We start from the raw sequence: 23800 nt of genomic DNA, 5'->3' as shown, positions 1-23800 counted from the left end.
AGCTTGGCTTACCAAGCCAAGTTTTAGTCATCCAACTGTTCCGCTTTCTCCTTCGGCATGACGACGTGAATGTGCCGGTACAGATTCACGAATTCGCCCGGCAGCATGCCGCCGTACTCGCCGTCCAGGTTCAGCTGCATCTTTTCTGATACATTGACTTTCACGCGGTTCGCTTTTGTATAAATAATGTGCTGGTCGTTGATGTGTTCTCCGCGAAGCGCCATCGTGGCGACCCTGATAAATTCAGCAAGGTTTGCTTTCTTTAGTATCATCAAATCAAACATGCCGTCATTCAGGCTGGAATCCGGCGCGAGCTTTTCGAACCCGCCGACGGAGTTTGTCAGCGTGACCAAAAACAGCATGATTTCACCTTGAAACAGCTTGCCGTCATATTCAATCTCGACTTCTGTCGGACGAAGTGAAGGCAGCATTTCCATTCCTTTTAAATAATAAGCAAGCTGGCCGAGCATTGTTTTCAGTTTGCTTGGCACGTCGTACGTCAGCTCCGTCAGACGGCCTCCGCCGGCGATATTGATAAAATACTGGCCGTTGACCTGTCCGATATCAATCGGGCGGGCAACGCCGTTAATGACCGTATCTGCCGCTTTTAAAATATCCTCGCGTGGGATTCCGAGCGCTCTGGCGAAGTCGTTCGTTGTGCCGACAGGAATCACACCGAGTGTCGGACGATTGTCTAAAGGCGCAAGCCCGTTGACGACCTCGTTGATCGTTCCGTCTCCGCCTGCCGCAATGATCAGGTCAAACTCACGCAATGCCGCTTCCTTGGCAGCGTGTGTAGCGTCTCCTGCGCATGTCGTCGCATGGGTGGAGGTTTCATAGCCGGCTTGTTCAAATTTTTGCAGGACCTGGGCAAGATGCTTTTTAAAGATCTCCCGTCCTGAAGTCGGATTGTATATTATGCGTGCACGTTTCATTATCTCATCATCCTACTTAAGAGTATCCGATCCATTTTTACACTAACAACCTTTAATTATACTATGAGTTAAAAAAATCGCAACAAAATGTACATAATCTTACAGGTGAAAACGCACAAAAGCTCAAAACTGATTCTTGTTTTGAGCTTTTGTCATCCTTAACATTCTTTCAGCTTGATTGAAAACCCTTGTAGTCTAGGAAGGGGGAGCATTGGAGCGGAGCGAATGTAGAATTCGTGAGCACCGACGCGCAGACCTGACAACGAATGCGAGGGTTTTTCAACAAGCTGAAAGCCTCAGCAGAGCTGAGGCTTTTTGTTTTTTACTCTTCTTCCGTTCCCGGTTTTTTCTTGCGGAACTTCGCCAATACTTCATATACGATTGGCACGATCAGGAGCGTCAGAAGCGTTGAACTGATTAAACCGCCGATAACCGTTACGCCGAGTCCTTTTGAAATGACCTGGCTTCCGCCTTCGAAGCCGAGGGCTAATGGAATCAAGGCGCCGATTGTCGCAATGGCTGTCATCAGGATCGGACGGAGTCGTGTAGAGCCGGCTTCCAGGAGCGCTTCTCTCGTAGACAGGCCTTCCGCTTCCTTATGAATCACGCGGTCAATTAAGACAATGGCATTCGTGACAACGATACCGATCAGCATGAGCATACCGATCATGGCGTTCAGACTGATCGTTTCACCTGATACGTAAAGTCCGACCAGGGCACCGATGACTGTGAACGGCAATGAGAACAGAATCGCAAATGGCGCTAGTGCTCCGCCGAAGGTAATCACGAGCACAAGGTAAACGATCGCTATTGCTGCCAGCATCGCTAAACCGAGCTTCGTGAAGGAATCAGCGATATCCGCTGATACGCCGCCTGTGTCAATCGATACGTTATCAGGGTGGTCAAGCTTATCGATTTTCTTCTGGATAGCAGCTGATACGGCTGTGACGTTGTCAGAGGTAACCTCACCTGTGACATCTGCATAGACTTTTCCGTCACGTTTTGACACGGTATCTGATGTTGATCCTTCTTTCACTTTTGCCACATCGCCGATTTTGACTTCCTGGCCAGTCGCGGAAGTGATCTTTTTATTCTCTAAATCTTTCACACTCTTATACTCGTCTTTTTCTGTCTTAATGTTCACATCAAGCTCTTTGCCGTCTTTTTTCACAGTGGTGAGCGGTTCTTGCGATGTTTGTGACATTAAGGCCTGAGAAATTTGAGACGCGGTTAAACCGAGCTTGCTTAGTTTTTCTTGGTCAGCGACAAATGTGTACTCATCATATGTGCTGGAAAGGCCTGAATTTACGTTTTTCAGATCCTTTTCATCTTTCATGATTTTTTCAATGTCTTTGACCGTGTCTTTAATATCGTTTTCAGAATCGCCATACACATAGTATGTTAATTCGTTATTATTGCCTGAAGAGCTGAAGTCCTGTGACTTCCATTCTCCGCGGTCAGATTGCTTTTGGATTTCCTTCAGAACGTTATCTTTTTCTTTATCAAAGTCAGGTGTGTCGCTTTCATATTTGATATAGAATAACGCACCGTTAGAATCTCCTCCGGCAAGCGGGCTGCCAGAGCCTAATGAATACTGAACCGTATCGACATGCTTGCGGTCAAGCAGGATTTTTTCCGCTTTTTCAGCTTCATTTTCGGCTTCTTTTTTCGTTTCACCCGGTTCTGGGCTGTATGTGAGCTGCATCGTTTTTTCTTCCTCGGACGGCAGGTAGCTGGCACCGATTAACGGTACGAGGAACAAGCTTCCAAGGAGCATCAGAACCGCGATGATAGACGTGATCCATTTGTGGCTCAGCGCCCAGTTCAATACTTTTTTATAGATGTTTGCAAGTCTGCCAGGTTTGTGTTCTTTCGCTTTAATCGGCGCACCGGTTAATGATTTTTTGAACAGGCTGTGTGCGAGCATCGGCACAAGCGTGATTGAAATCACTAGGGATGCGGCAAGCGCAAAAACAATCGTTAAGGCAAATGGAATAAACAATTCACCGATTTGTCCGCCTACAAGTGCGAGCGGCAGGAATACCGCGATTGTCACAATCGTTGATGACATGATCGGTTTAAACATTTCCTTCGTCGCTTCACGAACCAAGGCTTTTCCGCGGAGCGGCTCATCTTTGAGTCTCATGCGGCGGTAAATGTTCTCGATCACAACGATGGAGTCATCGACTACACGTCCGATGGCAACGGTCATTGCGCCGAGCGTCATAATATTCAATGTGATATCAAGCTGCTGCAGCACAAGGAGTGCGATCAGCAATGATAATGGAATTGAAACAACAGAAATTAATGTTGATTTGATATCTCTTAAGAATAAGAGAATAATCACAATCGCAAAAATAGCACCGAAGATGGCTTTGCTTAACATCGTGTCAACTGACTGTGTGATCGGCTCCGCCATGTCGAGAGTTGCGCTGTAATTGAAGCCTTTATGGTCTTCTTTGAACTTTTTCAGCTCAGCTTTGACATCGTCGGCAACCTCTACCGTATTCGCATCGTTTGCTTTGACGATGTTGATGCCGATGCTGTCTTTGCCATTTGTGCGTGAAACGGATTCAGCTTTTTTCACATCTTTAATTGTAGCAATGTCAGAAAGCTTGACCGTCGGCACTGCTGTGCTTGCGCTTTGCTGCACCTGTGCTGCCGCTTGCGCGCTTTGGGCTGCTTGAGCACTCTGCGCACCTGCTTGAGATGCTGCGCTGCTGCCTGCACTTGAAGCAGATGCCGTCGGGATTCTCATATTCTTCAAATCTTTAATTGTTTCAATATCGCCGCTGACGACGACAGATTTTTCTTCATTTCCGAATGTGTACAATCCAAGCGGAGTTGTCACATCTGAACCTTGAATCACTTGCTTGACTGTATCTTCATCAAGGCCGTATTCCTTCAGTTTGTCTTCTTTGAAAGAGAATTCAACCTCTTCCACCTGCTGGCCTGATACTTGGACGGACGCAACGCCTTCTATGCCTTCAAGCTTAGAAACGAGGCTGTCCTCCACTTGTTTCGTCAGCTCTTGCAGATTATCTTTATCACTGGACACGCTCAGCGTCAGAATCGGGAATGAGTTCAAGCTGTAGCGTGAAATCTCCGGATCCTTCGCGTCATCAGGCAGGTTGACGTTTTCTAACGCTTCAGCTGCTTCTGTTTTCGCTTTGTCCATATCTTTCTCATAATCATATTCAATCATGACCGACGATGCGTTTTCATAGGACGTCGACGTCACAACGCTGACACCGTCCAAGTTCTGTACGGCTTGTTCAACCGGTTTGGTCACTTCATCAGCCACTTGGCTTGGTGTTGCACCCGGATATGTCGTGCTGATCGTCAAGTAAGGCATGTTCACGTCAGGAATAGACTCTTGCTTCATATTCATACCCGCATACAAGCCGGCTGCCGTTACAATAATCGTCATCAGCCATACGGCGAATTTGTTTTTCAGAACGAAATTAATAACGTGGTTCATCATATCCTCCATTACATTTTTTATTGACTGACTGGTCATTCTATATAATACTAAACGTTATAACGCAACAACGTCAACTCATATACCAGAAAATTTTACTAAATTTTTCAAGGATTAAGGGGAAGCACGTCATGAATGAAAAAAAAGAGAGAATCATAAAAACCAGCATTCGTTTATTTGCGAAAAAAGGATTCGCAGCTACGACGATCCAAGAAATCGCCAGTGAATGCGGCATTTCGAAGGGCGCTTTTTATTTGCACTTCAAATCGAAAGAAGCGCTGCTGTTATCTGCCTGTGAATATTATATCGGTATGTCTATGAACAAAATGAAAAATATAGAAGAAGATCTCGCCGGAAAGCCGCCTAAGGAAGTGTTAAAAAAGCAAATTGGCGCTCAATTTGAGGATTTTCGCGATCATAAAGATTTTATCGTTCTTTTGCTTACCGAAAATATCATTCCGGAAAATCAAGAAATCAAGCAATACTTTTACAAAGTAACCATGGAGACGGATAAGCTGTACCGGAACGCCTTGCTGGTATCCTATGGCGAAGGAATCGAGCGGTATGTCGCAGATCTGTCCATCATGGCAAGAGGCATTGTGCATTCCTATATGAACGTGATGGTATTTAACGGTGAGCTTAATATCGATGCAGAAGAAATCTCAGCCTTTATTATTGAGAGACTGGATGATCTTGTACAGGGGCTGAGCCGTTCTGCACTCAATCCGATTGTATCAAAAGACATTTTTAACCCGATGCCTGCGGGAAAAGACCAGCTGCTTGAGGACATTCAGAAAGTGAAAGAAAACAGCACGCTGCCCGAGGATATCACCGTGTCACTTGATGTTATCGAGGAAGAATTGACTCAGGATAAACCGCGCAAGCCGATTATTAAAGGCATGCTGTCCAATTTGGCCGGAACCAACGACAAAGAAGTTGAAAGGCTTCGGGCCCTCATCTTGTCTTTATCTCAATTTGACCATAAAAAAAGCAGCCTCTAAGGGCTGCTTTTTTATTAGCGTTTTTTAATTTCTTCAAGCAGAATTTTGTTGACCATCGGCGGGTTGGCTTGTCCTTTGGACGCTTTCATAATCTGTCCGACTAGGAAGCCGATCGCGCGGTCTTTTCCGTTTTTAAAGTCTTCGATTGATTGAGGATTGTTGTCAAGCGCCTCAGTGACAAGCTTCAGAAGCACGCCTTCGTCAGAAATCTGAACAAGGCCTTTCTCTTTCACAATCTTCTCAGCGTCGCCGCCTTTTTCAATCAATTCTTTAAACACTTTCTTCGCGATCTTAGAAGAAATGGTTCCTTTTTCAATCAATTTGATCATGCCGGCAAGGCCTTCAGGTGTCAGGGCAACATCGGCAAGCTCTTTTTGTTCTGCGTTTAGGTAAGCTGACACTTCACCCATCAGCCAGTTAGACGCTTGTTTAGCTTCAGCGCCTTTTTGAACGGTTTCTTCGAAGAAATCAGCCATTTCTTTTGTCAGCGTCAGAACCATTGCGTCATATGCAGGCAAGCCAAGCTCTTCGATATAACGCTTGCGGCGCTCATCCGGAAGCTCAGGAATGCTTGCTTTTACGCGTTCCTTCCATTCATCATCAATGTAGAGCTCGACTAGATCTGGCTCTGGGAAGTAACGGTAGTCGTCAGATCCCTCTTTGACACGCATAAGAATGGTTTTCTTCGTTGCTTCATCATAACGGCGAGTTTCTTGCTGGATGACGCCGCCGGAAAGAAGAACCTGCTCCTGGCGTTTTTCTTCATGCTCAAGGCCTTTTTGAACAAACGCAAAGGAGTTCAAGTTTTTCAATTCTGTTTTTGTGCCGAATTCCTCTTGGCCGATCGGACGAAGAGAGATATTGGCGTCACAGCGAAGTGAGCCTTCTTCCATTTTACAGTCAGAAACGCCTGTATATTGGATGATGGATTTCAGCTTTTCAAGATATGCGTACGCTTCTTCCGGCGTGCGGATGTCCGGCTCTGATACGATCTCAACAAGCGGCGTTCCTTGACGGTTGAAGTCAACAAGAGAATAGCCGTCGCCCGTATGCGTCAGTTTTCCGGCATCCTCTTCAAGATGAAGGCGCGTGATGCCGATGCGTTTTGTTTTGCCGCCGACTTCAATTTCGATCCAGCCGTTTTCGCCGATTGGCTTATCAAATTGAGAAATCTGATACGCTTTCGGGTTGTCAGGATAGAAATAGTTTTTGCGGTCAAACTTCGTATCCGTTGCGATCTCACAGTTGAGCGCCATAGCGGCTTTCATTGCGAATTCAACGGCTTCTTTGTTCAGAACAGGCAGGACGCCCGGATATCCGAGGTCAATAACGCTTGTCTGCGTATTCGCCTCCGCGCCGAATGGCGTTGGAGAGCTTGAGAAAATTTTTGATTTTGTTTTTAACTCAACGTGGACTTCAAGTCCGATTACCGTTTCAAAGTTCAATTCTTTTCACCCCTTACAGTTCAGGTTTTGCTTTATGATGGTCTGTTGCTTGTTCAAATGCATGAGCAACGCGGTATACAGTGCTTTCATCAAAGTGTTTTCCGATGATTTGCAGGCCGAGCGGAAGTCCGTCTGCTAATCCGCATGGCACACTGATTCCCGGTACGCCGGCAAGGTTGACCGGAATCGTTAAGATATCGTTTGCGTACATTGTGAGCGGATCCTTCGTGTTTTCACCGATTTTAAACGCAGGTGTCGGTGTAGTCGGTCCAACAATAACATCATATTTTTCAAATACGTCCTCGAAATCCTTCTTAATCAACGTACGCACTTTTTGCGCTTTTTTGTAGTACGCATCGTAGTAGCCTGAGCTTAAAGCAAACGTTCCGAGCATGATGCGGCGTTTGACTTCATTTCCGAAACCTTCAGCGCGCGTTTGCTTGTAAAGGTCGATCAGGTTATCCGCGTTGTCTGTGCGGTAGCCGTAGCGGATGCCGTCAAAGCGTGCAAGGTTCGCTGACGCTTCAGAAGATGACAGCAGGTAATATGTCGCAAGCGCGTATTTACTGTGCGGAAGAGACACTTCTTCCCATGTAGCGCCGAGACCTTCAAGGACTTTCAGCGCTGCCAAGACAGATTCTCTCGCTTCTTTGCCGACACCTTCACCAAGGTATTCTTTCGGAACGGCGATTTTCAGTCCTTTGATGTCGCCAGTTAATGAAGAAAGAAAATCAGGCACGTCCACATTTGCACTCGTAGAGTCCATTTTGTCTACGCCGGAAATCGCTTGAAGTAAAAACGCGTTATCCTCAACCGTACGTGTAATCGGTCCGATTTGGTCCAATGAAGACGCAAATGCGACCAGGCCGTAACGAGATACACGTCCGTATGTAGGTTTTAATCCGACAACGCCGCAGAAAGATGCCGGCTGACGGATGGAGCCGCCTGTGTCAGATCCAAGAGAAAACGGAACTTCTCCCGCAGCAACCGCAGCTGCAGATCCGCCGCTTGAACCGCCGGGAACTGTATCCAGGTTCCAAGGGTTTTTCGTCAGCTTGTAAGCTGAGTTTTCTGTAGATGACCCCATGGCGAATTCGTCCATGTTCAGTTTTCCGATTGTGACCGCTTCAGCGTCTTGAAGGCGCTGAACGACAGTAGCATCGTAAATCGGATCAAAGTTTTCGAGAATTTTGCTGGAGCATGTTGTGCGCAGCCCTTTTGTTACGATATTATCTTTTACGCCGATCGGCATACCGAAAAGAAGACCGTGCTCAGAACGGCCGTCAACCGCCTCATCAAGCTCCTTCGCGTATGCGCGCGCTCTTTCTTCATCTAATGCCAAAAAGGCTTGTACCTTATCATCAACCGCTTGGATGCGTTTATAAGATTCATCAACCAGATCAGAAATCTTAATCTCTTTTTTATGTATGAGCTGTTTTAATTCTGTGATTTTATGATCAAATAATGACATTCTTGTGTCCCTCCTTTAGTCCAGAATTGATGGCACACGAATATAGCCGTCTTTATGGTCAGGCGCATTTTTCATGACATCCTCAACCGGAAGACCTTTACCCGCTTCATCTTCTCTCATGACATTTTTCATTTTCAGCACGTGAGTTGTAGGCTCCACATTGTCTGTGTTAACCTCATTAAGCTCCTCGGCAAATGAAATGATACTGTCGAGCTGTTCAGTGAACATTTTTGCTTCTTCTTCAGTAATCGCAAGTCTTGCAAGGTGCGCAACGTGCTTTACTTCTTCTATTGAAATTCGTGACATATGATCCACCTCCACATATTTCTCCGTTAAGTCATATAATACTGATCATATCAAAAACAAGCCCTTTAAAGCAACAAAACGCCTTGAGACAGGCCTGTGTTTTCGAAACAATACCCTATATATTTTATACTAAAATGAGGAGAAGGAGAAACGAAATATTTTTCTGAATATTTTTACTTTAATTATTTTTTGAAAGCGTTTTATTCTTTATTCCCTTCTAGGTTTGCAACGGTATTTCCAGCTTATGATCAATGTTTCATCGCTTGAATGGCCGGGAATACTTTGTTAGGTTAAGTTACCAAGTGCACCCGCAAAAGAATTTCTTTTGTTTTGCACTTACGCCAGGCTGCTTAACTGGCACCATCAATTTGAGAGGTGATGCAACATTATTAGAAATGAAGAGAGGGTAAAACGTGAGTATTGAAATTATTATATCTTTAGGAATTTACTTTATTGCCATGCTGTTAATCGGCTGGTATGCATTCAAGAAAACCACTGACATCAATGATTACATGCTTGGAGGAAGAGGCCTCGGACCATTCGTTACTGCTTTGTCTGCCGGCGCGGCCGATATGAGCGGATGGATGCTGATGGGTGTTCCCGGCGCGATGTTTGCGACAGGGCTGTCCACCTTATGGCTTGCTTTAGGTCTTACAATCGGGGCGTACTCAAATTACTTGCTGCTGGCTCCAAGGCTGCGTGCTTATACAGAAGCGGCAGATGATGCGATTACAATTCCTGATTTCTTTGATAAACGATTCCAGCATTCTTCATCACTGCTGAAAATCGTATCTGCATTGATCATCATGATCTTTTTCACATTGTATACCTCTTCCGGTATGGTATCTGGCGGACGGCTGTTTGAATCTGCTTTTGGTGCGGATTACAAATTAGGCCTGTTTCTGACCACCGCAGTTGTCGTGTTATACACACTGTTTGGCGGTTTCCTTGCTGTCAGTCTGACTGACTTCGTGCAGGGTGCGATCATGTTTGCAGCACTAGTGCTTGTGCCGATCGTTGCTTTTACCCATGTGGGCGGCGTTGCTCCGACTTTCCATGAAATCGACGCTGTTAATCCACATTTATTGGATATTTTTAAAGGCGCGAGCGTCATTAGCATTATTTCCTATTTAGCCTGGGGGTTGGGCTACTACGGCCAGCCTCATATCATCGTCCGATTTATGGCCATTAAAGACATTAAAGATTTAAAACCTGCACGCCGAATCGGCATGAGCTGGATGATCATTACAGTTCTAGGTTCCGTGCTGACGGGTTTAATCGGTGTTGCATACGCCCATAAATTCGGAGTTGCTGTAAAAGATCCGGAGATGATTTTCATTATCTTCTCTAAAATCTTGTTCCACCCATTAATTACAGGGTTCTTATTGTCAGCTATTTTGGCTGCCATCATGAGTTCGATTTCCTCACAGCTCTTGGTCACAGCAAGTGCTGTAACAGAGGATTTATACCGGTCATTTTTCAGACGAAAAGCTTCTGATAAAGAATTGGTCATGATCGGGCGATTGTCCGTCTTAGTCATTGCCGTTATCGCGGTACTCTTGTCATTGAACCCGAACAGCACCATTCTTGATTTGGTCGGATACGCTTGGGCCGGCTTCGGTTCAGCTTTCGGGCCTGCGATTCTGCTCAGTCTGTATTGGAAACGAATGAACGAATGGGGCGCGCTTGCTGCCATGATTGTCGGGGCTGCGACCGTGTTGATCTGGATTACAACCGGCCTGGCAAAATCAACCGGTGTGTACGAAATCATCCCTGGGTTTATTCTCAGTATGATTGCCGGCATCATTGTCAGCATGATCACAAAACGTCCTGCAAAAGCCTCTTACCGATTATTCGGTGTCATGGAAAAGCTGTTAAAACGCAAAAAGTAAGCAATAAGCCATCAAGCGCAGCTTGGTGGCTTTTGTGCTCTTGTTTTGCTATAAATACTGTGAGAAAATCATATTTATTTAAAAACACCATAGAGAAGGGGGAAGTTTGCTGTTGAGCTGGTATATTGATCCTGATATTTTATTGAAATTGGGCATTGCCACATTGATTGGCATGGTCATCGGGCTTGAACGCGAATTAAAAAATAAGCCGCTCGGATTAAAAACCTGTATTGTCATCGCAGTCAGCTCATGCATGCTGACGATCGTCAGTATTAATGCGGCATATCATTTCCCTAAATACTACCGCATCATGATGGATCCGCTTCGTCTGCCGGCACAAATCATCTCCGGCGTCGGGTTTATCGGCGCCGGTGTCATCCTGCGAAAAAGCAATGATGTCATTTCCGGCCTGACGACATCGGCCATGATCTGGGGGGCAGCGGGGCTCGGGCTTGCTACGGGAGCCGGTTTTTATAAAGAAGCGTTTGCCAGTCTTCTGTTCATCCTGATCAGTGTGGAATTTCTCCCATGGGTGGTCAGAAAAATCGGCCCCGACCGCCTGCAGGAAAAAGACATCCGCATCAGAATGTCACTTTCTGATAAAGACAAAATGACAGAGATTTTAAAAGAAATGAAAAGAAGAGATATCAAAGCACACTCCGTTCGGATCGACGACCTAGGCGAAAAGGATTTTCCAATTATGGAAGTGAAGGTCCGCGTCCATAAAAACAGATACACGACCGATGTCTACTATGACATTAAAGCCATTGAAGGCGTAGTCGGCGTGAAGTGTGATACATTATAAAAGCCAATGGGACTGGAATCCCATTGGCTTTTTCTATCTACACCAGTGCTGAAAAATCAAATGCTGTAATCGGCGTGCCATTCTCTATATCTCTTCTGAAACCGGCCAGCATTTCTTTTTCCTCTTCTCCTATTGTGTTAAGGTCAAACATCTGATGCAGCAATCCGTAAATCAGCATATGGCGAAGGCGGAGGAAATCAGGTATTATCATCAGCCATGCAGGGTCAAGCTCATTTTCCTCCCAGTACCCTTTCATAAAATGCGTCATAAATTCTTCTGTAAACGCAGCTTTATCATCATATGGCACAACAGGATACCACAGGACATTGTAGAGAAGAATGCTAATATCGTTAACAAACCAGTTGTAGCCGATATCATCAAAATCAAATGCCGTGATTTTGCCATGATCCCAGTTAAAATTGCCATGGTGCAGATCCGCATGCACCAAGCCGTAGTTGTCCTGGCTTTTCGGGAGCCTCCGCAGTTCATTCATCAAAGAATCGGCTTGCTGAAACACCTTTATCTGATCTTCAGGCACATATTTTCTCAGCTTTAATTGCTCCTCTTCATCCCATTCCTGTCTTTTGAAAGCGGGATTGCTCAATTTGTAGCTTTTTGTCAGGCTGTGCATGCTGCCTGTGTATCTGCCAAGCTCATAAAATAGCGTTTCATTCCAGTCCGATTCATCCACTTTTTGCCCCGGCGCTTTCTCATACACTCTCAATAAAAATGACCCGCCGTTTCCGTCCGGCACTGCTTCTACGTCTTTTCCGTTCAGCGACGGGAGCGGTTTGGCTACTGAAATTCCCCCTATTGCAAGGTGACGGAGCCATTCCATCTCTCCCATCATATAATCAGAAGATCTCCGAATCGTATGGGTAATCTTTAAAATATAAGGTTGATTGTCTTTCATACATTCATATACATAGTTTTCCGCATCAGCCAGAAAACGCACCTGATCTTTTGAGAAACCGTATCTCGCTGCAGCTTCTGCCAAAACCTGCTCTTCATGAAATATTTTTTTGATATCTTTATGCACGTCTAACATCCTTTCATTGCTATAGATTTGATAATGATTGTTTTCACACGATTTCCAGCATCAACATACCTCCCCTTGATTTGTGTTTCGGCAGAAGTGAAAATATTTTCCCTTTTCCTGTTAATTGTAACATAAAAACCCTTGTGCCAATATGGCACAAGGGTTTTCTATCAGTCATAAATGTGAACAGTCGGCTCTTTATCTCCGGCATTGCGGATAATGACCGCTTCCTGTCCGTCTGAGGACGTGATATTGACTTCGACATCAACTGAGCTCTTAGAGTAGTAGTCCATCACTTCACCCGTTAAGAACTGGGTAAACGCGACAACTTCACTTTTTCCGTAGAATTGCATTGGTATGTCAATCTTCATTTTCTTCATTTCATCATTTTCATACAGCGCTGTACCGACAACGCCTGTATAGTTCGGGAAATATTCTTCAATTGAGTTTTTGAACCGCTTAAAGACCTCGGTGTCATCCGGGTACTTTTCTGCTGTGGTTGTATCCGCCGGATAGAATACATATTTTTCATTGATGTCATCCCAATTTGAGATATCAGTAGAGCCTGCTTTGACCTCTGTTTTGGCGATGAAGTTCCCCGGCACAATCGATGTTTTTGACGCCTGCTTGTAGAGCGCCACGGTAATCGGCACATTCTTCAAGTTATCTTTTTTGCGGAGGCGGTTAATAACCTCCTGTGCAATTTTTTCTCCCTGCTGGCGAAGCGTGCTGTCTTTAATCTCCACTTCTTTTTGCGGGTCGCCAGTTTTTTCACGATAGTAATACACTGAGTTTAACGCCAGTCCGATCATGACGCCGCCAAGCTGGATAGAATTCTTGTCTTTTCTGACTAAATAATCGTGCTCAAGCATGGATGCTAAATAAATTGGGCTGCTTTCGTTCTTTTCTTCTGTTGAACCAGAACTCGGGAGCGCCGGGTTCAAGCCTTCATTTTTGAAGTTCTTATCTTCTTTTTCGGCTTTTTTCAAATCAGAGCCCGTTTTTTTCCGTGCCAGCCAGCTTAATACTGTATCCTCATCTAAATATTGTCCTTCTTGGAACAGATAATCGTCAGTTGAGAAAGAATCTTGGGCAAGGCGCATCAGCCCTGTTTCAAATTCGTCAATGTCCAGCCTTGTATTCAGCTGTTCCGTTGTTAAGCCGCGCGCTTTGCCTGCCTTAAACGGCAGCACCATTTTGTAATAGGAGTCAGAGATATTATATTTCGGGACAATCGCTTTTTCTGACGATTTCGCCGTCTTTTGCGTAATCTCTTCCTCCTTCTCCCCCCCGAAACCTGACGAGCAGGCAGACAGCATTAATACTGCCGCCGTTGCCGCCAATGCCAACGTCTTTTTCAATAGAAAACACTCCTCTTATTTCTTTAGCTCTCCCATTAACTGTTCTTCATTCCACACTTCAATGTTCAGCTCTTGTGCTTTTGTCAGCTTGCTTCCCGCCGCTTCTCCGGCGATGACTAAGTCTGTGTTTTTGCTGACGCTTCCAGTCAGCTTTCCGCCCAGCGCTTCGATTTGCGCTTTGGCTTCGTTTCTTGACAGCTCTTCCAGCTTTCCTGTCAGAACAATTGTTTTACCAGCAAAGTAAGAGTCGCTGTCCTCTGCTTTTACTTTTTTCGGGCCTTTGTAGAGCGTGTTTACGCCCAGCTCCTGAAGTTCATTCAAGAGTTCAAGCATTTCTTCTTTATGAAAATAGGTGATCACAGCATCAGCCATTTTTTCACCGATTTCATCTACCGCGAGAAGTTCCTCTTTAGAGGCTTTTTTCAGGTTCTCCAAGCTTTCAAAATGCATGGCAAGCGTCTTTGCGGCCTTTGATCCGATAAAACGGATGCCAAGCCCAAACAGCAGGCGCTCTAACGAATTTTCTTTTGATTTTTGGATGGAGCTGATCAGGTTTTCAGTGGACTTTTCGCCCATGCGCTCGAGCTGGATGACTCGTTCCTTCGTCAGCTTATATAAATCTGCCACATTGCGGACAAGGTTTTCCTCAAACAGCTGTGTGATCACTCGTTCGCCGAGCCCATCAATGTTCATGGCATTCCGGGAAACGAAATGGATAAGCCCTTCCCGGATTTGCGCCGGACATTCAGGGTTAATGCAGCGAAGCGCCACTTCTCCTTCGATCCGGACGAGTTCACTGCCGCATTCAGGACATTCCGTCGGCATGCTGAATTCCTTTTCTTCTCCTGTGCGCTGGTCAACGAGGACATTCACAACTTCCGGGATGATATCGCCCGCTTTTTTGACGACAACCTTATCCAAAATCCGAATGTCCTTCTCTTTAATTAAATCTTCGTTATGAAGGGATGCTCTTGAGACCGTTGTGCCGGCAACTTTTACCGGCTCAAGAATCGCAGTCGGCGTAATCACACCCGTTCTGCCGACATTTAATTCGATATCGAGAAGCTTCGTCACGACCTCTTCAGCAGGAAACTTATACGCGATGGCCCAGCGCGGGCTTTTCGCCGTAAAACCGAGCTCCTCCTGTTGATCGAGAGAATCGACTTTAATGACAATGCCGTCTATTTCGTACGGCAGGTCCGCGCGCTTCGCCTGAAGCTCATCGATCAGCGTAATGACTTCTTCTATGCTGCCGCATTTTTTTCGTTCCTGATTCGTTTTAAATCCGAGTTCGTCGAGAAAATCAAGCCCTTGGCTTTGCGTCTCTACACCCATCTCGTCAAGCTCCGCTATACTGTAGACGAAGATATCGAGGTTTCGTTTCGCTGCAATTTTCGGATCGAGCTGTCTGAGAGATCCCGCCGCGGCATTTCGCGGATTGGCGAACGGTTCTTCCTCATTTTTAATCCGTTCCTCATTGAGTGCTTCAAACGAACGCTTCGGCATATACGCCTCGCCGCGCACTTCGATCGACAGCTCACGGTTCATTTTAAGGGGGATATTGCGGATCGTCTTCAGATTCTCCGTGATATCCTCTCCCGTCGTCCCGTCACCTCTTGTGGCCCCTCTGACAAAATAGCCGTCTTCATAACGGAGAGAAACAGCAAGACCGTCTATTTTCAGCTCCACATTATACGCCACATCGTCGCCGACGGACTGGCGCACACGGCGGTCGAAATCACGAAGATCATCAGCATTAAAGGCGTTGCCCAGACTGAGCATCGGTGTGCCGTGGGTGACTTTCTGAAACGCTTCAAGCACGGCTCCGCCGACGCGCTGCGTAGGAGAGTCAGGCGTTCTGAGGTCTGGGTGCTCCTCCTCGATCGCGATCAGCTCCTGCATCAATCTGTCGTATTCGGCATCTGGGACGCTCGGTTCATCTAAGGTGTAATATTCATAGCTATACTTGTTGATGGTGCGGCGCAGTTCTTCTGCCCGCTGCTTCGCTGTTTCTTTGTCCATCTGCTTCTTCCTTTCCTCTTCAATTACTGCTTTTCAATAGGAGCAAATGCTGCTAACAGGCGTTTCACGCCGACAGGGCTCGGGAAGGCAATATCAAGCTCTGTCCCTTCTCCTTCGCCTTTCACGCTGACGACAGTTCCTGTTCCCCATTTTTTATGGCCCGCCTTATCTCCGACTGCCCAGTTCAAGGTGTCGCCGCCTGTTTTGCTGGCGTAGGATACCGGGCGTGAAACAGGGCCGCGTCTCGGCTGCATTTTTCTCGCAGACGTCGCTCTTGTTTCTTTTTTCTCATTTAGGTTTTCCAATAAATCATCCGGTATTTCAGCAATGAAGCGAGATTCCGGGTTCATATTTGTCCGGCCAAACAAGGTGCGCATTTTAGCATTGGTCAGATAAAGCTCCTGTTCCGCCCTTGTAATCCCAACGTACGCAAGGCGGCGTTCTTCTTCCATTTCCGCTTCCTCCATGAGTGAACGGCTATGCGGGAAGACGCCTTCTTCAAGCCCCATCAAGAAAACAACCGGAAACTCCAGTCCTTTCGCGGCGTGCAGTGTCATCAGGGTGATCGCATCCTTGCCGCCTGACTCTTCCTCCTTCTGATCGAGCTGATCAATATCTGCGATCAATGCCAAGTCTGTCAGGAACGCAACGAGTGTCTTGTCTTCACTTTTCTGTTCAAAGTTTTTCGTAACAGACAGGAACTCGTCGATATTTTCTAAACGGCTTTGGGCTTCGATCGATTTCTCAGCCTTCAGCATTTCTCTGTATTCCGTCTTATCAAGAATTTCTTCTGTCAGCTCTGTAATGGATAAGTAATCCTGCATATTGGTCAGGTTTTCAATCATCTGTCTAAAGCTGTCAAGCGCGTTTGCCGCTTTGGCACTGACGCCGATAAAATCAACCTGCTGAATCGCTTGGAAAAAGGACAAGCCGTTTATGGCCGCATACGAAGCGATTTTTTCAAGTGATGTCGCGCCGACTCCGCGCTTCGGCACATTGACAATGCGCGTGAAACTGATATCGTCATCCGGATTGGATACGAGGCGCAGGTACGCAAGAATGTCTTTAATTTCTTTTCTGTCATAGAACTTTGTGCCGCCGACAATGTTATAGTTCAAGCCCGCTTTGAGAAGCGTTTCCTCAATCACACGGGACTGCGCGTTTGTCCGGTATAATATGGCGATATCCGACAGCTTCCGCTTGCCTGTGCTGTGAAGCTGATGAATTTTGCCGGCCACAAACTGTCCTTCACCGAACTCATTATCACCGCGATAATAGGAAATCTTGATGCCTTCATCATTTTCCGTCCACAAATTTTTCGGTTTGCGGTTAGAGTTGTTTTTAATGACCTCGTTAGCCGCGCGCAAAATCCGTTTCGTTGAACGATAGTTTTGTTCTAGCAAAATCACGCTTGCATTCGGATAATCTTTTTCAAATGAAAGAATGTTGGTGATATCCGCGCCGCGCCATCTGTAGATTGACTGATCAGAATCCCCCACAACGCAAAGGTTCTGGAAACGCTCGGCAAGCTGCTTAACGAGCATGTATTGTGCCCTGTTCGTATCCTGATACTCATCAACGTGGATGTACTGGAATTTGCGCTGATAAAATTCAAGCACTTCAGGCACTCTGTCAAACAGTTTAATCGTCGTCATAATTAAATCGTCGAAATCGAGCGACTGGTTTTTCAATAGCTTCTTCTGATAATCAGCATATACATCGCTGACCACCTGATCGTAGTAGCCGCCAGCAACTTTAGAGAATTCCTCCGGTTCGGTCAATTCGTTTTTTGCACTGCTGATCGTGCCGAGGATGCTTCTCGGGTCAAACTTCTTCGGATCAAGATTGCGCTCCTTCAAAATCCCCTTGATCACTGAAAGCTGGTCAGCCGTATCAAGGATGGAGAAATTTCGGTTGATCCCAATCCGGTCGATATCTCTGCGCAAGATCCGCACGCACATGCTGTGGAATGTGGAGATCCAGATATCGTCCGCGCCGGGTCCGAGGATGCTTTCCACACGTTCTTTCATTTCGCGTGCCGCTTTATTTGTAAATGTGATCGCCAGAATGTTCCACGGCGCCACATGCTTTTCTGCCATTAAATAAGCAATTCTATGGGTCAGGACACGCGTCTTTCCGCTACCCGCTCCCGCCATCAGCAAAAGAGGCCCGTCCGTTGTTTTGACTGCTTCCTGCTGAACGGGGTTTAAACCGCTTAGTAATTGATTGCTAATATAATTCAAAATTTGTTCACCCGCCTATACAAAACATACGTTCTATCATAAACCAAATCCGTACAATTTACTACTCGCCTTTCACAGCCGCTACTGTTTTCAAAGCCCTGTCAAAATCTTCATACACCGCATTGCCTACAACGATCACGTCCGCATGCTCTGCGTACTGCTTGGCCGTTTCCGCATCCTTGATGCCGCCGCCGTAAAACAAGGTGGACGTTTCCAATACAGCCTTCGTTTTCTTGACAGCTTCTATGTCTCCAAGCACGCCGCTGTATTCTAAATAAAAAATCGGCAGTTGCAGCAGCTCCGACACACGCGCATAGGCGACAATATCATCCATATTCAGATCGGCGTCCGCTTCAGTCAGTGCCGCGGCTTTGCAATCTGGATTTGCGATGCAGTAGCCCTCCGCCACGATTTCTTCCATAGACATCAGTTCTCCGTATTCCTTCATGGCTTTCTGGTGCATTCCGACAATCCAATCCGCGTTTTTGCTGTTTAATACACTCGGAATAAAATATAAGTCAAAGCCGGGAACAATCGCTTCAATCGCTGATACCTCTAGGACACACGGCACCAAAAACCGTCTTACCTTAGACATCATCCGCAGGACATTATCCTCTGTCACACCATCGCTTCCTCCGATAATGACCGCATCCGTTCCTGATTCGCAAAGAATCTCCAGCTGTTCGTCAGGCAAATCTTTATTTGGATCGAGTTTAAAGACATGCTTCCACTCCGTTACATCGTACACGTCATACGTTCCTCCATTCGTTTGTTACCATTTAAACATTATAACAAATTCACATAGCGCGGAAAAACGGAAAAAGCCGTTAATCTCGTTATTCACTGAAAAAGGTGTTTTGATTCTTTTTTCATAAAAAAAGAGAGCATATGGCAGTACCTGCATGGTGAGTCCTGTATCGGCAGGAGCACACATTTTTCACCAGATTCCTTCTGCTATTGTTTGGAAAGTGTTCTACTGTGGAAATGGTTACATAAAAAGGGAGGCTGAGAGATGGAAACCATCATAATAGCACTCATCGCATTTATCATTGGGATCATCGCTATCCCGATCGTCTTGTTTGCCTGGATCTACATAAAGGATGAAAAACAGCAGGAGCACTCAATTCTTCGCAACTATCCCGTCATCGGAAGGTTTCGGTATATCCTTGAAAAAATCGGGCCGGAGCTCAGACAGTATTTATACAGCAATGACAATGAAGAGCAGCCATTTTCACGAAAGGAATATGAGCAAACCGTCATCTCCGGCAAATACAAAAGCAGAATGATGGGCTTTGGATCTGTAAGAGATTTTGATAAACCTGGCTATTATATCCGTAACGCTATGTTTCCAAAACAAAGGGAAGAAATGCATGTAAATCAAACGCCAAAAATTGAAACCCAAATCTATAAAATGGATGCTGACAATCTGTTCAAACGCAAGGAGCATGCCGAACATATCAAGGCAGACCCGTATTTTCTCCATCCTGATGATGTACAGGTGATTGGCGAGCATACATGCGAGAAGCCATTTTATGTGAAGGGCTTAGTCGGCCAGTCTGCCATGAGCTACGGTTCTCTTGGAGAACGGGCTGTTACGGCGCTCTCAAAAGGGCTCCATCTGGCAGGCGGCACCTGGATGAATACAGGTGAAGGGGGATTGTCTGAATATCACTTAAAGGGCGGCGCCGATATCATTTGCCAAATCGGACCGGGCCTATTCGGCGTGCGCAAAAGAAACGGGGAATTTTCGTGGGAGGAATTTAAAAGAAAAAGCAGGATTGACCAGATTAAAGCGTTTGAGCTAAAGCTGGCACAAGGAGCGAAAACCCGCGGCGGCCATGTGGACGGCGCCAAAGTATCAGAGGAAGTGGCAGACATTCGGAATGTCGAACCTGGAAAGTCGATTGACAGCCCGAACCGCTTTTATGAATTCTCAAACCCTCCTGAAATGCTCGACTTTATTGAAAAACTTAGAGATGTCGGACAAAAGCCAGTCGGCATCAAACTGGTCGCAGGGCATCCTGAAGAATTGCATGAGCTTTTCTCTCATATGCAGAAAAGCGGAAAGCATCCGGATTTTATCACGATCGACGGAAGTGAAGGCGGTACCGGAGCTTCCTTTTACGAGCTCGCGGATACAGTCGGCCTTCCGATTATGACAGCGCTGCCTATTGTGGACACGCTTCTTAAACAGTACGGCTTGCGCAGCCAGCTGAAAATCTTTGCTTCCGGAAAGCTCCTGACTCCTGATAAAATCGCGGTCGCCTTAGCCCTCGGCGCTGACTTTGTTAACATCGCACGCGGCATGATGTTTTCCGTTGGCTGCATCCGCGCTCTCGTCTGCCACACCAACACCTGTCCGGCAGGTGTGGCGACGACAGATCCGAAATTGCAAAAAGCACTGAGCGTTGAGGAAAAACAGCATCGTGTCTGCAACTACGTTATTTCATTGCGCGAGGGACTATTTAACCTTGCAGCCGCAGCAGGGATTAATTCGCCGATTCATTTTTCCAAGGAGCATGTTGTCTATCGGAAAGAGGATGGCAGTATCATCAATATCGACAACCTGATCCATCAATTTGTTTCATAAAGAAACCGCCCTTGCCAGACGGCAGGGCGGTTTTTTATTTGGAAGAAGACTCTGTTTCCGTCTCCTTCACACGGTCAAGCGCCATTTCATAAGCGTCATTTCCGTAATTTAAGCAGCGTTTCACACGGGAAATCGTAGCCGTGGAAGCGCCTGTTTCTGTTTCAATCTTATGATACGTGTTTCCTTCGCGAAGCATGCGCGCCACTTCAAGGCGCTGAGCCAGCGATTGAATTTCGTTAATTGTGCATAGATCATCGAAGAATCGGTAACATTCCTCCAGGTCTTTCAGCGATAAGATCGAGTTAAATAACTGGTCCAGCTCTTTGCCGCGTAATTTATCGATTTGCATCGTTACACACCTTCTCCTTTACTAATGGAAGCCGCATCAAGATCAGGTACGATATTGATCCAAGTCTTTCCTGGCACAAACGGAAGCCACTTGCCGTCTTTTACCGGCACAATTCTGCCATTCACTTGTTTCCAGTCTGTTTCAATGACGTTTCCGTGCTGAAACAACAGACCTTTTCCTCCTGATTCCAAGTCGATGTCCCGCCTTCCATCTTGATCAATAATATGATGGCTGGCTTCAACAATGAAAATATTTTGCATTGCAACCGGCTTTCCGGTTTCCCGGTCTGTCGTTATGACACCATCAGAGCTTCTTGTATAAAATTCAGCTTTTTTATCATAGTTGTATTCGACAAGATTTGTAACGTTATTTGTTCCATAATCTACCCGAACATTGTAAGATTCATTTGCAGGTTTTGCATCTGATGTTTGAAACAGCAGCGGATTTGTTTCCTGCTTCAGCTTATAACCCTTTTGTTCTGCCGCCTTTTTTATGTAATCATAAGACGTATAGGAATTGTGGGGCGGTTTGCTGAAATCAGCTCTCCAAAATAAGCTTCCGTCAAAATCCAATCCGTTCATATAATCGGCAGCTCCGGATTCCAGCTGCTTTTTGGCGCCGGGACTCCAGCCGTGATGGACAAATATGCTGTCAAAGCCATTGCTGAGAGTGACGAAATATTCCCGCGCGCTCCGCACAGGTCCGACAGTTTCAGGCATCTGGCTTTGGAAAATGGCCAGAAATCTTGTGATTTGCCCTTCGGCTAGCGCTTCTATGACAATGTCGGCTTTAGACAGACCCGACTGCGGCCTCGCCTTCGGGTGATTGTTCACCACAACAGCAACAGGGCGGCGTTCAGTCACTTTCTGTTCAGTCTTTAGCCCCGTTAAAGGAGCTTTCAGCTTCTTTGCAGTATCCGGGACAGCATCCTTCTGCTGGCAGGATACCAGCAGAAAAAACACGAAACACAGCGCGCAAACTGTCATCCATTTTTTCATATGTCGGCTCCCTGCTCTTTTATATTTTAACGCATTATCGATGGAAAGAGTACAGTTTTTTTCATGACGTCGAATATTCCTCTTGGCGTAATGCGTATATACGGAAGGTGCGTACTTTGCAAAAAGAGCAGCGTATAGATAGGATCGCAAAACTCATAGCCTCTTTCAGTCAAAAGATCTCTCAGCTTTTGTTCCTTCTCAAGCACGTCTTCATACGCTTCCGAAGAGGCGCAGCCGCACAGCGCAAGCGGGATTTCATGCAGAATGTTTCCGTTCTCCGCTAAAACAATTCCTCCTCCGATTTCTTTCATGCGGGCGAAAGCGAGCAGCATATCCGCTTTATTTTTTCCAATCGCGACAATGTCGCCCGTCGTCGTAAAGGAGCTTACAAATCCCTGCACGCTTGAGGCAAACCCTTTTATCATCGTATTGACGCGCCATTTCCCGTGTCTGTCGAGCATCGTCAAATAACTTTCATCATGGTCAAACGAGAGCTGTTCCATCGAATTGTCGATCTCAATCATATATGGCTCCATAATAACCGCATTCCGCATTTTCACGCCCATCGGCATAGAAAACTGCAAGTCATCCATCGTCATATCATATGAAAGCTCAAGCGGGACAAGACCGCCTTTGTGCCAGTCCGTCTTTGTAAACGCCTTCAAATCACAGCCGTTTTCACGCAGAATGGTCCCTTTTGACAGAACAGTCACTGGATTCGGATTTAACGGATCTTCCAGTATGTTTAGCGATGCCAGTCTGCCCGGTCCGACAACTCCTAAATAATCATCCATTTGGTAATACTTTGCGATATTAAATGATGCCATATTGTAGGCGTCGATTGCAGGTACGCCTTCTTCTAACGCAATGCGAATCAGCTCGTTTGTCATGCCGCCTTTATAGAAATTCGGGGTTGCGCCATCTGTCGTGTAAAAGAAGTGGTCATAATAGCGGAAGCCCTTCTCATGCAGCTCTTGCAAGATTTTTCTTACATCGGGGCGAATGGAAGAGTTCCGAAGGGAAACATAATAGCCCAGTTCCAGCCTTCTCATCACTTCATCACCTGTCATCGCTTCATGATCACAATCCGCACCGAACAGCTTCATTTTTGTAAGCGTTTTATCAGAAGCGCCGGGAAAATGCCCTTCAATACGTTTTCTCTGTTTCTTTGTAGCTTGCATACAGTGGAGCATTAAATCATCACCATCTACCAGGCGAGGCCATCCGGTCATTTCTCCGCCTTGAATCACATCCGGATGTTCAATCCACTGTTTTCTGACGTCAAATGGAAGGACGTGGTCCTCGTTCAGAACCTCGGTCTGGAGGTCATAGCGTGACCACCAAAAATACTGGACAGGCTGCTTTTTGAGTTCATTCAAAATCGTAAGCGCTTTCTTTTTTCCGCTTTGCAAAAGCAAAAATAAGTTATCATTCACGAATGTCGTTGTTCCGTATTGAGACACATATTCCGCCAGTGTTTGGGGATTATATATTTGAAAAGGATGTGCGTGCGGTTCAATATAACCTGGCACAATGTATTTTCCTTCACAATCAATCGTATGAATTTCTTCGGCTCTATTCGGAAGTTCATGACCCACATAAACAATGCGGTCCTGATAAATCCAAATGTTTTTTTTCAGCCATTGTTTTACATATGGATTTAAGACGAGAGCATTCCGTAAAAGGAGCGTTGGAAGCAGCTTTGAGTCTACAACATCAACCTGTGCCCTGATGTCTTTGTTTTTCCAGTTAAAGGTGCGTTCGGACATTCACATACTCTCCTTTACATGTATTAGACTCATGGTATCACATCCTTCCTCATCACGCACGATAAAAACGTTACAAATTTTTGAAGGTTCGAT

The 23800-nt window shown here is 45.9% G+C and carries 17 protein-coding genes; 4 read left to right on the top strand and 13 right to left on the bottom strand.

Going from position 1 to position 23800, the window contains the following annotated elements:
• Nucleotides 1-23 precede the first annotated feature (23 nt).
• Together dagK and srfP are read right to left on the bottom strand one after the other, a co-directional pair.
• Nucleotides 24-935: a diacylglycerol kinase gene (gene dagK / locus BSU_06720; protein NP_388554.1), complete on the bottom strand. Its 912-nt coding sequence runs from the start codon at nucleotides 933-935 to the stop codon at nucleotides 24-26.
• 322 nt (nucleotides 936-1257) lie between these two features.
• Complete coding sequence (gene srfP / locus BSU_06710; RefSeq protein ID NP_388553.2) at nucleotides 1258-4416, bottom strand: surfactin exporter involved in surfactin self-resistance; 3159 nt, start codon at nucleotides 4414-4416, stop codon at nucleotides 1258-1260.
• Nucleotides 4417-4547: 131 nt separating this feature from the next.
• Here srfP and yerO point away from each other — a divergent pair, with 131 nt between their 5' ends.
• Nucleotides 4548-5417 carry a putative transcriptional regulator (TetR/AcrR family) gene (gene yerO, locus BSU_06700; protein ID NP_388552.1) on the top strand — a complete coding sequence of 290 codons (870 nt, stop codon included), beginning with the start codon at nucleotides 4548-4550 and terminating at the stop codon, nucleotides 5415-5417.
• Nucleotides 5418-5431: 14 nt separating this feature from the next.
• Here yerO and gatB read toward each other — a convergent pair whose 3' ends face one another.
• The 3 genes from gatB to gatC are packed head-to-tail and all read right to left on the bottom strand — an operon-like array spanning nucleotide 5432 to nucleotide 8639.
• Nucleotides 5432-6862 (bottom strand): glutamyl-tRNA(Gln) amidotransferase (subunit B), encoded by a 1431-nt coding sequence (gene gatB / locus BSU_06690; protein NP_388551.2) that lies wholly within the window; start codon nucleotides 6860-6862, stop codon nucleotides 5432-5434.
• A gap of 13 nt (nucleotides 6863-6875) precedes the next feature.
• A complete protein-coding gene (gatA, locus tag BSU_06680; protein ID NP_388550.1) occupies nucleotides 6876-8333 on the bottom strand; it encodes a glutamyl-tRNA(Gln) amidotransferase (subunit A) in 1458 nt (485 codons plus the stop codon).
• Nucleotides 8334-8348: 15 nt separating this feature from the next.
• Nucleotides 8349-8639, bottom strand: coding sequence for a glutamyl-tRNA(Gln) amidotransferase (subunit C) (gatC, locus tag BSU_06670; protein NP_388549.1), 291 nt, complete (start codon nucleotides 8637-8639; stop codon nucleotides 8349-8351).
• A 413-nt stretch (nucleotides 8640-9052) separates the two neighbouring features.
• Here gatC and opuE point away from each other — a divergent pair, with 413 nt between their 5' ends.
• Nucleotides 9053-10531, top strand: a complete 1479-nt coding sequence (opuE, locus tag BSU_06660) for a proline transporter (RefSeq protein ID NP_388548.1) — start codon at nucleotides 9053-9055, stop codon at nucleotides 10529-10531.
• Nucleotides 10532-10637: 106 nt separating this feature from the next.
• Nucleotides 10638-11336: a putative magnesium transporter gene (gene sapB / locus BSU_06650; protein ID NP_388547.1), complete on the top strand. Its 699-nt coding sequence runs from the start codon at nucleotides 10638-10640 to the stop codon at nucleotides 11334-11336.
• A gap of 37 nt (nucleotides 11337-11373) precedes the next feature.
• Here sapB and yerI read toward each other — a convergent pair whose 3' ends face one another.
• The 5 genes from yerI to pcrB all read right to left on the bottom strand — a co-directional run bounded on the left by yerI (nucleotide 11374) and on the right by pcrB (nucleotide 18749).
• The gene (yerI, locus tag BSU_06640; protein NP_388546.1) at nucleotides 11374-12384 is read right to left on the bottom strand and encodes a putative kinase; all 1011 of its coding nucleotides are present in this window, start codon (nucleotides 12382-12384) and stop codon (nucleotides 11374-11376) included.
• Nucleotides 12385-12545: 161 nt separating this feature from the next.
• Complete coding sequence (gene yerH, locus BSU_06630) at nucleotides 12546-13736, bottom strand: putative lipoprotein (RefSeq protein NP_388545.1); 1191 nt, start codon at nucleotides 13734-13736, stop codon at nucleotides 12546-12548.
• 15 nt (nucleotides 13737-13751) lie between these two features.
• Nucleotides 13752-15758 carry a DNA ligase (NAD-dependent) gene (gene ligA, locus BSU_06620; protein ID NP_388544.1) on the bottom strand — a complete coding sequence of 669 codons (2007 nt, stop codon included), beginning with the start codon at nucleotides 15756-15758 and terminating at the stop codon, nucleotides 13752-13754.
• A gap of 23 nt (nucleotides 15759-15781) precedes the next feature.
• On the bottom strand, nucleotides 15782-18001 hold the full coding sequence (gene pcrA, locus BSU_06610; RefSeq protein NP_388543.1) for an ATP-dependent DNA helicase: 2220 nt from the start codon (nucleotides 17999-18001) through the stop codon (nucleotides 15782-15784).
• Between the two features lie 61 nt (nucleotides 18002-18062).
• Nucleotides 18063-18749 (bottom strand): heptaprenylglyceryl-phosphate synthase, encoded by a 687-nt coding sequence (gene pcrB, locus BSU_06600; protein NP_388542.1) that lies wholly within the window; start codon nucleotides 18747-18749, stop codon nucleotides 18063-18065.
• A gap of 264 nt (nucleotides 18750-19013) precedes the next feature.
• Between pcrB and yerD the strand changes: the two genes are divergently transcribed.
• Nucleotides 19014-20591 carry a putative osmotic shock glutamate synthase subunit (flavoprotein subunit, ferredoxin-dependent) gene (gene yerD, locus BSU_06590; RefSeq protein NP_388541.1) on the top strand — a complete coding sequence of 526 codons (1578 nt, stop codon included), beginning with the start codon at nucleotides 19014-19016 and terminating at the stop codon, nucleotides 20589-20591.
• A 34-nt stretch (nucleotides 20592-20625) separates the two neighbouring features.
• Here the strand turns inward: yerD and yerC are convergent, their stop codons facing one another.
• The 3 genes from yerC to yerA are packed head-to-tail and all read right to left on the bottom strand — an operon-like array spanning nucleotide 20626 to nucleotide 23707.
• Nucleotides 20626-20940: a transcriptional repressor-histidine operons gene (gene yerC / locus BSU_06580; RefSeq protein NP_388540.1), complete on the bottom strand. Its 315-nt coding sequence runs from the start codon at nucleotides 20938-20940 to the stop codon at nucleotides 20626-20628.
• A gap of 2 nt (nucleotides 20941-20942) precedes the next feature.
• Nucleotides 20943-21938 carry a putative lipoprotein gene (yerB, locus tag BSU_06570; protein ID NP_388539.1) on the bottom strand — a complete coding sequence of 332 codons (996 nt, stop codon included), beginning with the start codon at nucleotides 21936-21938 and terminating at the stop codon, nucleotides 20943-20945.
• A 26-nt stretch (nucleotides 21939-21964) separates the two neighbouring features.
• Nucleotides 21965-23707 carry a putative adenine deaminase YerA gene (gene yerA / locus BSU_06560; protein ID NP_388538.1) on the bottom strand — a complete coding sequence of 581 codons (1743 nt, stop codon included), beginning with the start codon at nucleotides 23705-23707 and terminating at the stop codon, nucleotides 21965-21967.
• Between the last annotated feature and the right edge of the window lie 93 nt (nucleotides 23708-23800).

This window comes from Bacillus subtilis subsp. subtilis str. 168 (genome assembly GCF_000009045.1).
Lineage (GTDB): Bacteria > Bacillota > Bacilli > Bacillales > Bacillaceae > Bacillus > Bacillus subtilis.
Note: the sequence above shows the minus strand (reverse complement) of the source record. Positions and strands in the feature narration are given on the sequence as shown.